The organism is Pseudomonas sp. UYEF17, assembly GCF_040546125.1.
Classification (GTDB): domain Bacteria; phylum Pseudomonadota; class Gammaproteobacteria; order Pseudomonadales; family Pseudomonadaceae; genus Aquipseudomonas; species Aquipseudomonas putida_Z.
On the sequence record NZ_JBEPNE010000004.1, the window covers coordinates 94,707 to 107,154 of the forward strand.

Sequence of the window (12,448 nt, forward strand, 5' to 3'; positions counted from 1 at the left end):
CCTTGTGCTGCGAATGGGCTGCAAGGCAGCCCCGGCAATCTCACATCAGCGCTTGCCGAGAATCTTCCCAAGCAACTCCGGCCGCGGCGCGCCTTGCTGGCTCTGCAGGTTACCCTGGTCATCCTGATAGAAGATCGCCGGGGTCGCCTGCAAGCCCATTTCTTCCATCAGCGCCATGTTCGCCGCCAGCTTCTGCTGCACCGCCTCTGGCACCTGTGCCAATGGTTTCAGTGTGCTGGCCTTGCCGGCCTTTTCATGTTCCTGCAGGGCCTTGGCCGGGTCCTTCGCCGCCAGCAGCGCCGCCGACTTGCCCGGGCTGTCCTCGCGGATGATGCCGACCATGATATGGCGCAACTGCACCTTGCCCGACTCCACCCACGGCCGTGCCTGCTCCCAGAACATGTTGCAGTACGGGCAGTTGGGGTCGCTGAACAGGTACACCTTGCGCGGTGCATCGTCCTTGCCGTCGGCGATCCAGGAGGTTTTCTCCATCTTCGCCCAGATTTCCTTGCTCATCGGCGCATACACCAGCTTTTTCAGCGGCTCGGCACTGAGGTCGTTGCCCTGTTCGTCGAACAGGCTGCCAACCAGTACATGCTTGCCGTCAGGGGTGAGGTACAGCGCCAGGCCGTTGTTCTGGTACTCGGCGGCATACCCGCGCAGGCCGTTGGGGGCGTCGAAGCTGCCTTTGATCACGGCACCCTTGGCTTGCAGTTGCGCAATCGCCTTGGGCAACTCTTCGGCCTGCAGGGTAGGGGCAGCCAGCAGGGCCAGGGACAGGGGCAGCAGTGCAGTCAGTCGCATGTCAGTTTCCTTGTGCGGCAGGGGCGGGCGCGGTGGCCCGGTCGAAAGGCTCCAGGGCGTGGCGCAGGCTGGCCCGGGACAGCTCGCCCAGATGGCTGCCGACCAGGCGCCCGTCGGCGTCGTAGAACAGGGTGGTGGGCAGGGCCATGGAACCGACGCGCTGGGCCAGCAGACCGGTGCCGTCGAACAGCACGTGGGTCAGGCTCAGGCCTGTGGTGGCGAGGAAGGTGCTGACGTTTTCCGGGGTCTCGCCCTGGTTGACGAACAGGAAGGTCACGTGCGGGTAAGCGCTTTGCGCCTGTTGCAGCACCGGCATTTCGCGTCGGCAGGGTGGGCACCAGGTGGCCCAGATGTTGATGACCAGCGGTTTGCCGCGGTAGCTGTGCAACGCTACGGATTGGCCGTTGGCCTTGCGCAGGCTCAGCTCGGGCAGTTCGGTACCCTTGCTGTACAGGTGGCCACCGAGGCTGGCCAGGCCCCAGAACAGCGCGCCGCTGAACAGCGCCCAGCCCAGCGGACGGCGCAGGCCCGGATGGCGCCAGCCCTGCCACAGGGCGCCGAGCACGATGCCGGCAAGGCCCGACCAGAACAGGAAGCCGCCATCACGGATATCGATGATTTGCAGCAGGTCGTCCTGGTACATCGGCCAATAGGCCAGCACGAAGCCGGCGCGTGCGCACAGCAGGCCGATCAGGAACAGGTTGAACAGTGCCGATTCCGGGCTCTCGCCGCCACGCCGGGCGACCCACCAGCCGACCATGCTGGCGATCACCAGGGCGGTGAGCATCAGCAGGTGGTTGAGGGCCATGGTCAGTGGCCCGAGGGTTACGGTCAGCATCAGCCTTGGCTCCTGGTCTGAGTCCAGTGTTGCAGGAAGGCGGCTGCATCCACCTCACCAGTGATGCGCCGCGCGCGGCGTTCGTCGCCTTCCGGGCCGACCCAGATGATGCTGGGCGGGCCAGGTACCTGGTAGCGCTGCAGCAGGGCCTGGCTGGCCGGGGTGTCGGCGGTCACGTCCAGGCGCAGCAGTTGTACACCGGCCAGGCCGGCCTGCACGTCGCTGCGGGCGAACACCTGTTTTTCCATGACCTTGCACGACACGCACCAGTCGGCATAGTAGTCGAGCATCACCCACTGGCCACGGGCTTTGGCCGCATCCAGTTCGCGTTGCAGGTCTTCGGGGCGGCTGACGGTGACGAAGGCGTCCTCGGTGTGCTGGCCGGTGGTCGGCGCAGCGCCGCTACCGGCGAACGGGCGCAGCGGCTGCCAGATGTCGTCGCCACCGGCTGCCGCCCCCACCAGCAGCAGGCCGCCCCACAGGGCACCCAGCAGCGGCAACGCGCGCAACGCCGGCAACCGCTGCAGGGCCGGCCAGGCAGCCCAGGCCAGGGCGATCAGCAAGGCGCCGCTCAGGGCCAGCAGCAATGCTGCGGGCAGCAGGCTGCGCAAGGTGTATAGCGCCATGCCCAGGAACACGAAGCCGAACACGCCCTTGACCCGGTTCATCCAGGCACCCGGGCGGGGCAGGAAGCGGTTGCCGAGGGTTACCAGCAACAGCAGCGGCACACCCATGCCCAGGCCGAGGCTGAACAGCACCAGCGCCCCCTGCAGCACGTCGCCGCTCTGGGCGATGTACAGCAGCGCGCCGGCCAACGGCGCGGTCATGCACGGGCCCATCAGCAGGCCGGACAGCGCGCCGAGCAGCGCCGCGCCATACAGGTTGCCGCCACGGGTGCCTTGCCCGGCGCGGTCGAGGCGGTCACGCACGGCGGCGGGCAGTTGCAGTTCGAAGGCGCCGAACATCGGCAGGGCCAGCAGCACGAAAAGCCCCGCCAGGCTGCCCAGCAGCCAGGGTTGCTGCAGCCAGGCCTGCAGGCTGGCACCCAGCAGCGCGGCGACCACGCCCAGGGCGGCATACACCAGGGCCATGCTCAGTACATAGACTCCGGCCAGTATCCAGCCGCGCCGGGCACTGGCGCCATTGCCCATTACCAGCCCGGCGAGGATCGGCAGCATCGGCAGCGAGCAGGGGGTAAAGGCCAGCAACAGGCCCAGGCCGAAGAACGCCAGCAGGCTCCAGGCCAGGTGGCCTTGTTGCAGGTCGCTGGCCAGGGCCTGGTCACTGGCTTGTTCGGCCGCCGGCGCCACACTGCCACCCAGGTCGACCAACGTGGTTTGCGGCGGGTAGCACAGGCCGGCGTCGGCACAGCCCTGCCAGCCTAGGCGCAGTTGGCCCCGGGCATCGGCCGGTAGCAGCAGTTCGAGCTGGTCGCGGTACACCGCACTGTCGCCGAAGAACTCGTCGTGGTGGTTGAGAGCGGCCGGTAGTTGCGGGTGCTGTTCGGCAGGCAGGCCGTCGAACTTCAGGCGTTTCTGATACAGGTAGTAGCCAGGCTGGATCTGGAAAAACAGGCGCATCTGGCCGTCGGCCTGGCGGTCGTGGGTAAGCACGAAGGCCTGGTTGACCGGCAGGAAGTCCGGTTTGACATCGAACGGGTTGGCCTGCAACGGGCCGGCCAGCAGCAGTGTCAGGAAGAGCAGGAGGACGCGCATGTCTTCGCCTTGGCAGTACGTTGAAAGGGGTCATGCTGGCTTGGGTCGATTAACCCAAGGTTAACTCTGGTTTTTGGTCAGGGGGGGGGCGCATCAGGGCTTGGAGGTGTATGCCATGGGATTGTTTGCGCCTGGGAGATCGAGCGCCGCCCGCGCGGCGCTTCGCAGCACAAGGCTGCTCCTACATCTGTTTCGGGCCAGTAACGCCTGTGCCAGTGCACGCGACCGCCTTGTTCTTACAACGCGATATCGAGACATGCGCCAAAGCGTTCGCGCACAGACCTCATAGGAATAATTGGCCCGAAACAGATGTAGGAGCAGCCTTGTGCTGCGAAGCGCCGCGCGGGCGGCGCTCGATCTCCCAGGCGCCGAAGATCCTAAGACAACCACCTACCAGCCCCAGAGCAAATTCCGCCCCAGATCCCAGACATGTCGCGACATATTGTCGACTTGACTTTGCCTGCGCCAACACAATTGCTGTAAAGTTGACGTACAGGTCAGCTTTTCAGGCTAGTACCAGAATCAAAAAAAGGGCAGTCCCCCTGCTGCCCAGAGGATCAAGCATGTCCAACCGTGATATTTCCCGGCGCGCCTTCCTGCAAGGCGGCCTGATCGCTGGTGTCGGCGTGACCATGGCGCCGCTCGGCAGCCAGGCATTCGCCGCGCTGATGGAGGAACGCGTCACCACCTCGCCGCAGAAGTGGATGAACCATGACGGCAAGGCGCGTTTCCGTAATGACGCCTTGTCCAAGGTGTGCGGCGACAAGGTGTTCGCCCGCGACATCCGTGCCAAGGACATGCCCGGCTGGCCCGCGCAGCAGGGGCATGCGCTGCTGCTCAAGGCGACCAAGGCCGACCGTATCTATGCCGGCCATGACCTCAGCCTGCTTGGCGCCGACCTGCAGCCGGACCGCATCGTCACCGCTGCCGACCTGGAAAAGGACGGCATCGCCTGGCCCGAGGCCCACTCGCCCGACCCGCTGCTGCCGCCCGGCAAGGTGCCGATGTTCATCGGCCACCCGGTGGCGATCCTGATCTGGCACGACTTCGAGCGCTTCCGTCAGGCCAAGCGCAAGCTGCAGTTCAACGACCAGGCGATCCGCTATGGCGCCCAGGCGCCGCTGTACCAGCGCGACCCCTACGGCAGCTTCCGCTTCGTGCGCGTGGGCGGTGCCACGCCGTTCGACGACGATGAATTTTCCAGCCTGAAGAATTCCATGCTGTTCCCCACCATCCTCAACCGCAAGCCGGTGTGGTCGAAGCAGCCCAACCAGCATGGCGACCTGACCGAGCAGGGCCTGTTCTACGCCAAGCGCATGGCCGAGCAGCTGGATAACCCACCCGAGGACTGGCTGGTGTTCGACGAGCGCTACAAGACGCCGTCCATCGAGCCGGCCGCCCTGGAGCCGGACAACGGCAACGGCTGGTACGACCCGGCCAGCGGCACGCTGCACTTCGTGGTCGCGACCCAGTGCCCGTTCGAAGTGGCGCAGGAATGCGTGCACATGATCAAGCCGTCGCGCTTCGCCCTGAACACGCTGAACATGCACCCGGGCTATACCGTGGGCTACGGCTCGAAAGACAACAACATCTTCGTCTTCTACGCCGCCGTGGCCGCGCTGTATGGCGCCGGTGTGCCGATCCGCCTGGCCAACGACCGCTACGAGCAGTTCCAGAGCGGCATCAAGCGCCATGCCTTCGATATCCGCTACCAGTTGGCGGTGGACAAGAAGGACAACAGCTTCAAGATCTTCCGCGCCGACATGAGCTGCGACGGCGGCGGGCGTATCAACTACAGCCCGTCGGTGGCAGCGGTGGGTGCCACGGCGGCGCAGTCGATCTACTACATGCCGCAGAACGACCTGTCGGTCACTGCCTATCATTCCCGTGGCGTCGAGGCCGGCTCCATGCGCGGCTACGGCACGCTGCAGACCATGGCCGCCACCGAAATGATGGTGGATGAGATCGCCGGGCGCCTGGGCGTCGATGCCATCGACCTGCGCCGCGCCAACGCGCTGAAGTCGGGCATGAAGAACACCCAGGGCGCGGTCCCGGCCGGCGCCCTGCGCCTGTACGAGATTCTCGACAAGGCTGCCGTGCACGACTGGTGGCGCAACCGCGACGCGCGCAAGCAGCAAATGGACGCCAAGGACCCGGACCACTGGTATGGCGTGGGCTTTGCCATCTGCCAGAAAGACTTCGGCACCGGCTCCGAAGCCCCCATGGCCAGCATCGAATTCAGCCGCGACGGGCGCATCAGCCTGCGCCACATCGGCACCGAGCTGGGTACCGGCATGTCCACCTCCCAGGCCCTGGTGGTCAGCGATTTCCTTGGCCGCTCGGCCGACGAGGTGAAGACCGCGGTCACCGAATGGCCGGAACTGCAGCTGACCACCAGCGGCAACCCGTACCTGATCAGCCAGCCCGAGCAGGACGCCGCGCTGCGCAACCCGCGCTGGGTCGGCAAGCTTGCTTCGCCGTCGTCGGCGACCAACTCGGCCTTCTACTTCAGCCATGCCACCCGCGAAGCGGCACGCGTGCTGTTCAACCACGGTCTGTGGCCGGCGGCCATGGCCATCTGGCGCCAGGGCCCGTACGGCGGCCAGGCCAACCCGCTGGTGGTGCGCCGCGAGAATGCGGTATGGGTCAACGGCGAGCTGACCGGCAACGGCCTGTCACCGATCCCGTTCGCCCAGCTGGCACAAAAGGCCCATGACATGGGCCTGGTCACTGGCGTCAGCGTGCACGGTTTCAACCGCTGGAGCTGGGCCGAGGCCGACTTCGTGATCGACGGCGTGCGCGAACGCTTCCCGCTCGACGCGGTGGCGGTGAAGTACGGCGATGGCGCGGTGAACGCCAAGAAGGCGCAGATGAGCAGCCACGGCTACCACCTGCTCGACCGGCAGAACGCCGCCTACCCCGACACCCAGCTGAACAACGCCATGGTCACCTATTACAGCCCGGTGGCAACCATTGTCGAAGTCAAGGTGAACAAGGGCACTCACGAAGTGCAGGTGCTCAACCACCACAGCTGGGTCGAGTGCGGCCGGGTGCTGGTGCCGGAACTGGTCAAGGGCCAGCTCGAAGGCGGTATCGCCATGGGCATCGGCCATGCCTTGACCGAAGAAATGCCGTTGTACGAGGGCGGGCCCGGGGAGGGCGACTGGAACTTCAACCGCTACCGCCTGCCGCACGCGCGCGACGTGGCGGTGTGGCAGCAGACCAGCGAAATCCTCCCGCCGCTGTCACCGACCGACCCGTCCAAGGGCATCGCCGAAGTGGTGATGATCCCGGTCGTCGGTGCCATCGGCAATGCCGTCGCGCATGCCATCGGCAAGCGCGTTCGCGATCTCCCCATCACCCCAGCCCGTATCAAGGAGGCCCTCAATGGCTAACCGTCCACTGCAACTGACCCTCAATGGTCAACCGGTCGGCCCGGTCGAGGTCCCCGACGACCTGGCGATGATCGACTACCTGCACGAACACCAGAACCTCACCGGCTCGCGCCTGGGCTGCGGCCAGGGCATCTGCCACGCCTGCGTGGTGATCGTCGACAACCCCGACGGCACCAGCGAGGAGGTGCGCACCTGTATTACCGGCGCGCATTACTTCGAGGGCAAGAAGGTCCGCACCATCGAGGGCCATGCCAGACAGGACGAGGCTGGCAACCTCACGCTGAACCCGATCCAGCAGAAGTTCGTCGACCTGTTCGCCTTCCAGTGCAGCTACTGCGCGCCGGGCTTCGTCAATGCCGCCACGGTGCTGGTGGAAACCGCCCAGCGCCAGCCGTTGAAGAAGAGCGAGGTGGAAGACCGCATCGAGGCGAGCCTGGGCCACCACATCTGCCGTTGCACCGGCTACGTGCGTTACTACGACGCCACCCGCACGGTGCTCAACGACCTCGGCCTGGTCAAGGAGGGTTGAGCATGGGTCTTGTTCGTAGCGCACTGGCGCTGGCTCTCGGCCTTGCCATTACCTCGCTTGCCCAGGCAGCCGACCAGGCGCAGGTCAAGCGCGGTGAATACCTGGCCCGCGCGGCCGACTGCATGGCCTGCCACACCGCCGAAGGCGGCGCGCCGTACGCCGGCGGCCTGCCGATCCATTCGCCGTTCGGCACCATTTACGGCAGCAACATCACCCCGGACAAGCAGTACGGCATCGGCAACTACAGCGCCGACGAATTCTTCGCCGCGGTAACCGAGGGCAAGCGCAAGGACGGCGCCAACCTCTACCCGGCGATGCCGTACACCTCGTACCACCTGATCAAGCGCGAAGATTCGGACGCGATCCTCGCCTACCTGATGACCGTGCCGCCAATCAACCGCCCGGCACCGCAGACTGCGTTGCGCTTTCCGTTCAACGTGCGCCAGGGGCTGAGCGGCTGGAACATGCTGTACGGTAAAAGTGTGCAGTTGCAGCCGACCGAGGGCAAAAGCCCGGCCTGGCAGCGTGGGCAGTACATGGTCGAAGTCATGGGCCATTGCGGCGAGTGCCATACCCCGCGCAACCCGATCGGTGCGTTGCAGCAGGACCAGCGCCTGAGCGGCGGCCTGCTGGGTGGCTACCTGGCCCCGAGCCTGCTGGCCCAGGACCTCGCCGAGCGCGGCTGGACCCAGCCGGACCTGACCACCTTCCTCAAGCACGGCATCAGCGCCCAGGGCAGCATGTTCAACGAAATGTTCCCGGTGGTGCACCACAGCACCCAGCACCTGGAGGATGCCGACCTGGCGGCCATGGCCACCTACCTGCTGGGCGACCAGCCACCGCCGGCCAAGGCCATCCAGGCGGTGGCACTGGAGCAGATGAGCGACAGCGCCAAGCGCGGCCGCCAGCAATACCTGAATGTCTGCGCCGGCTGCCATGGGGTGGACGGCGAGGGCAAGCCGCACATCGCCGTGGCCATGCGCGGCAACACGGTGCTGCGCCAGGCCGACTCGCGCAACCTGGTCAAGGTGGTCCTCGAAGGCATCCGTGAGCAGCAGTTCACCGGCTTCGAGCGCATGCAGCCGATGCCGGGCTTTGCCGACAAGCTCGATGACCAGCAGGTGGCGGATATGGTCAACTACCTGCGCCAGGCCTGGGGTGGATTGCCCGGTGACCTGAGCGTACAGCAGCTCGCCGAGCTGAAGGCGGAGTAAAGGGTGCAGCATCTCGATCTACAGGTGGTCCGCCAGGCGTTGCAGTGGTCGTGCGGCGGCCAGCGGGTGTGGTTGTGCACGGTGCTCGCCACCTATGGCTCGGCGCCCCGTGCGCCGGGGTCGCTGCTGGCGGTGAACGCCAGCGGGCAGTGGCTGGGTTCGCTGTCCGGTGGCTGCGTCGAAGACGACTTCCTCGAACGCGTGGGCCGGGGGGAGTTTCCCGAGCCGGTGGCCATCGTGCGTTATGGCGATGGCAGCGACTCGCGTTCGAGCATCCGCCTGCCCTGTGGCGGCGTGCTGGAAGTGCTGGTGGAGAACCTACCGGCCGAATGCGAGGTACAGGCGCACCTGCGTGAGCTGGAAAGCGCATTGCAGGGCCAGCGCCGCGTGCTGCGTGAAGTGAGCCTGCCCGAGGGCAGGCGCCTGCTTGCCGATGACCACAGCCAGGGGCCGCGTGTGCAACGTGAAAGTGCCTGTGTACGCTTGCGTGTGGGGGCCGCCCAGCGTCTTCTGCTGGCCGGGTACTCCAGCGTCGCGCATTTCTGTGCCGAATTCGGCAAGGGCATGGGCTTCGAGGTCATCCTCTGCGAGCCGCGTGACGAAGTGCTCGACGGCGTGCGGCTGGATGGCATCGAAGTGCGTCGCGAGCTGCCATCAGAGTTCATCGCCCATGGCGGTTGCCATGCCGACACAGCCGTGGTCGCGCTGACCCACGACCCGAAGATCGATGACCTGGCGATGCTCGAAGCGGTGCGCACCGAGGCGTTCTATATCGGTGTGATGGGCTCCCGGGTGACCTCCGACAAGCGCCGCGAACGCCTGCGGCGGATCGGTGGCCTGGGCGAGGTCGAACTGGGCCGCATCCACGCCCCGATCGGCCTCAACCTGGGCAGCAAGACCCCGGCCGAGATCGCTTTGGCGGTGCTGGCCGACATTCTGCGGGTGCGCAACGGCATCGAGCGGGGCGCGCTGTGAGCGTGGTTGCGCTGGTGCTGGCGGCAGGCCGCGGCACGCGTTTCGGTTCAGACAAGCGCCGGGCGACCTTGGCTGATGGTCGCAGCCTGCTGGCGCATAGTGTGGAACGGGCCCAAGCGGTGTTCGATGATGTGCGCGTGGTGTTGCGCGCGGGCGAGTGGAGCGAGGATTTTGCCTTGCCTGCCGATTGCCGGGTTGTCGCCAGCCCGGATGCGGCGTCGGGAATGGGGCATAGCCTGGCTGCCGGCGCCAGGTCGTTGGGTGACAGCCAGGCGCAGGCGGTGGCGATCTTGCTGGGTGATATGCCTTGGATCGAATCGGTAACCTTGCGTCGGTTGGCCGAGGCGGCCACCGCCTCGACCATCGTGTTGCCGCGCCATGCGGGGCAGCAGGGGCACCCGGTGGTCTTCGGCCGCGACTTCTGGCCGGCGCTGGGGGAGCTTGCCGGGGATGAAGGGGCCCGGTCGGTGGTGCAAGCGCATCGGGATCGTTGCGTGGTGGTTGAAGTGGAGGATGCTGGGGTGTTGCTGGATGTAGATACGCCGCAGGGGTTGCTTTAGGCACTGGTGTTCGCCACAACATCTTCAGCGCCTATCAGATCGAGCGCCGCCCGCGCGGCGCTTCGCAGCACAAGGCTGCTCCTACATCTGTTTCGGGCCAGTAACGCCTGTGCCAGTGCACGCGACCGCCTTGTTTGTCCGACATGATATCGAGGTGGACCCCAAGGGGCCGCGCGCCATGGGTGCAGGAATAATTGGCCCGAAACAGATGTAGGAGCAGCCTTGTGCTGCGAAGCGCCGCGCGGGCGGCGCTCGATCTCACAGGCGCTGCAAGGGGCAAGGTGAACACCCCTCCACCCCACAAAAGGTCCATAATCCCCCCTTAATCTGCCCAAGGTGCAATGCCAGCCACACCATTCCGGGAGCCCCGCCATGCACGTTCTGCTCTGTGAGGACGACGACCTGATCGCCGCCGGCATCTGCGCCGGCCTTACCGCCCAGGGCCTGACCGTGGACCGTGTGGGCAACGCCGCCGATGCACGGGCGATGCTGCAGGCCGCGCAGTTCGACGTGATGATCCTCGACCTTGGCCTGCCCGACGAAGACGGCCTGAAGCTGTTGCGCCGCCTGCGCGAGAAAGGCGAGACGCTGCCAGTGCTGGTGCTCACTGCCCGTGATGCGGTCACCGACCGGGTCGATGGCCTGCAGGCCGGCGCCGACGATTACCTGCTCAAGCCGTTCGACCTGCGCGAGCTGGCTGCTCGCCTGCACACCCTGCTGCGACGGGTGGCCGGGCGGGCGGTCAATGTGATCGAACACGGCCCGCTGCGCTACGACCCGAGCAGCTGCGAGGCAACCCTGGCCGGCCAGCCGGTCGACCTGTCCCGGCGTGAACAGGCATTGCTCCAGGCGCTGCTGCAGAACCCCGGGCGGGTGCTGTCCGGCGAGCAGCTCAAAGACTGCGTGTACGGCTTCAGCGACGAAGTCGAGAGCAATGCCCTGAACGTGCATATCCACCATCTGCGGCGCAAGCTGGGCAACGGCATCGTCGAGACCGTGCGCGGCCTGGGCTACCGCCTTGGCCCGGCGCAGGCGCCGGAGGAGGCCGCATCATGAGCCTGCGGGTACGCCTGAGCCTGATCCTGGGCAGCGCCTTCGTGATCATCTGGGCGCTGGCCGCCGCGTGGATGCTGCGCGACCTGCGCCAGCAGATGATGTTCTCCCTCGACCAGCGCCTGGTGGCTTCGGCGCGCATGGTTGCCGGGCTGATCGACCAGCTGCCGCAGCCGCTGACCGCCAAGGGCGGGGAGGCGCACTTTTCCGCCGACCAGTTCAGCGTGCCGGACGGCATGGCCTGCCAGGTCAGCTCGCTGCGTGGCGAGATTCTCGCCAGCAACCACAAGCACGATGGCGTCATGGACGATGAACGCAGCGGTTTCCGTGACCAGACCATCGACGACGCGCTGTGGCGCACCTTCACCTACAACCATGGCGATGTGCGTATCACCACCGCCGACCGGCACATGGAGCGCGAGGCGCTGAACCAGTCGATCCTGCTGGCAGCCTCGGCGCCGGTGCTGATGGCCCTGCTTGGCAGCCTGGGGTTGTTGTGGATCGGCCTGGGCAAGGGCCTGGAGCCGCTCAACCGCATGCGCGATGCCCTGCGCCGCCGGCGCGCGGACAGCGTCGAGCCGCTGCAGGTGGCGGGCATGCCCAGCGAACTGCAACCGTTGCTGGAAACCCAGAACCAGCTGTTCCTGCGTATTGCCCAGACCATCGAGCGTGAGCGGCGCCTGACCGACGATGCCGCGCATGAACTGCGCAGCCCGCTGACGGCGATCAAGACCCACCTGCAGGTAGCGCGGATGACCGATGGCGCCGTGCGTGAGCAGGCGCTGGAACATGCCGAGCAGGGCGCCGACCGCATGCACCGCACGCTGGAGCAGTTGTTGATGCTGGCGCGGGTGGAGGGCAGCCTGTCGTTCGAGGATGGCGTGCAGTGCAGCGCCGAGCAGGTGGCCCGGCAGGCGGTGCAGGATGCCGGCGGCGGTGACAACCGGCGCATCGTGCTGCGCTTGCCTGAAGCCGCTACGCAGATCTACCTGGGCATGCCTGCGCCGTTGGCGGTGGCAGCGCTGCGCAACCTGCTGGACAACGCCTTGCGCCATGGCGGCGACGAGGCGGTGGAGCTTGAGGTGCAGATGGCTGACGGCCAGGTGGGCTTCATGGTGCGGGACCATGGGCCGGGGATTGCCGAGGCGGACCTGGAACACCTGACCGAGCGCTTCTGGCGTAACGGGCAGAGTGGTGGATGCGGGCTGGGGCTGGCGATCGTGCAGGCGATCGTGCAGCGTTGTGCCGGTAGCCTGAAGTTCGACAGCCGCAGTGATGGGTTGCGGGTGTTGTTGCAAGTGCCGGCGCGCTCGGCCAGCTGATCTTCGCTGTCTGTGCCGGCCCTTTCGCGGGCTTGCCCGCTCC

10 protein-coding genes are annotated in these 12,448 nt (G+C 66.5%); 7 read left to right on the forward strand and 3 right to left on the reverse strand.

The window, feature by feature from the left end:
* Nucleotides 1–45: 45 nt before the first annotated feature.
* From dsbG to dsbD, 3 genes are read right to left on the reverse strand one after another with little or no spacing between them, the layout of a single operon-like run.
* Entirely contained in the window at nucleotides 46–804 is a 759-nt protein-coding gene (gene dsbG / locus ABIB24_RS08045; RefSeq protein WP_085614467.1) for a thiol:disulfide interchange protein DsbG, read from the reverse strand.
* A gap of 1 nt (nucleotide 805) precedes the next feature.
* Nucleotides 806–1,642: a TlpA disulfide reductase family protein gene (locus ABIB24_RS08050; protein ID WP_085592815.1), complete on the reverse strand. Its 837-nt coding sequence runs from the start codon at nucleotides 1,640–1,642 to the stop codon at nucleotides 806–808.
* A complete protein-coding gene (gene dsbD, locus ABIB24_RS08055; RefSeq protein WP_137164479.1) occupies nucleotides 1,642–3,357 on the reverse strand; it encodes a protein-disulfide reductase DsbD in 1,716 nt (571 codons plus the stop codon). The genes ABIB24_RS08050 and dsbD overlap by 1 nt, the downstream gene beginning before the upstream one ends.
* Before the next feature lie 563 nt (nucleotides 3,358–3,920).
* Here dsbD and ABIB24_RS08060 point away from each other — a divergent pair.
* The 7 genes from ABIB24_RS08060 to ABIB24_RS08090 all read left to right on the forward strand — a co-directional run bounded on the left by ABIB24_RS08060 (nucleotide 3,921) and on the right by ABIB24_RS08090 (nucleotide 12,405).
* Nucleotides 3,921–6,752: a xanthine dehydrogenase family protein molybdopterin-binding subunit gene (locus ABIB24_RS08060; RefSeq protein ID WP_075045864.1), complete on the forward strand. Its 2,832-nt coding sequence runs from the start codon at nucleotides 3,921–3,923 to the stop codon at nucleotides 6,750–6,752.
* Complete coding sequence (locus ABIB24_RS08065; RefSeq protein ID WP_025339998.1) at nucleotides 6,745–7,281, forward strand: (2Fe-2S)-binding protein; 537 nt, start codon at nucleotides 6,745–6,747, stop codon at nucleotides 7,279–7,281. Before ABIB24_RS08060 ends, ABIB24_RS08065 begins: the two co-directional genes overlap by 8 nt.
* A 2-nt stretch (nucleotides 7,282–7,283) precedes the next feature.
* A complete protein-coding gene (locus tag ABIB24_RS08070) occupies nucleotides 7,284–8,495 on the forward strand; it encodes a cytochrome c (protein WP_137164478.1) in 1,212 nt (403 codons plus the stop codon).
* A gap of 3 nt (nucleotides 8,496–8,498) precedes the next feature.
* Complete coding sequence (locus ABIB24_RS08075; protein ID WP_085592804.1) at nucleotides 8,499–9,470, forward strand: XdhC family protein; 972 nt, start codon at nucleotides 8,499–8,501, stop codon at nucleotides 9,468–9,470.
* Complete coding sequence (locus ABIB24_RS08080; RefSeq protein ID WP_274120801.1) at nucleotides 9,467–10,030, forward strand: nucleotidyltransferase family protein; 564 nt, start codon at nucleotides 9,467–9,469, stop codon at nucleotides 10,028–10,030. Before ABIB24_RS08075 ends, ABIB24_RS08080 begins: the two co-directional genes overlap by 4 nt.
* A gap of 372 nt (nucleotides 10,031–10,402) precedes the next feature.
* Complete coding sequence (locus tag ABIB24_RS08085) at nucleotides 10,403–11,086, forward strand: response regulator (protein ID WP_025339994.1); 684 nt, start codon at nucleotides 10,403–10,405, stop codon at nucleotides 11,084–11,086.
* Nucleotides 11,083–12,405 carry an ATP-binding protein gene (locus ABIB24_RS08090; protein ID WP_085691602.1) on the forward strand — a complete coding sequence of 441 codons (1,323 nt, stop codon included), beginning with the start codon at nucleotides 11,083–11,085 and terminating at the stop codon, nucleotides 12,403–12,405. The genes ABIB24_RS08085 and ABIB24_RS08090 overlap by 4 nt, the downstream gene beginning before the upstream one ends.
* The last annotated feature ends 43 nt before the right edge of the window (nucleotides 12,406–12,448 follow it).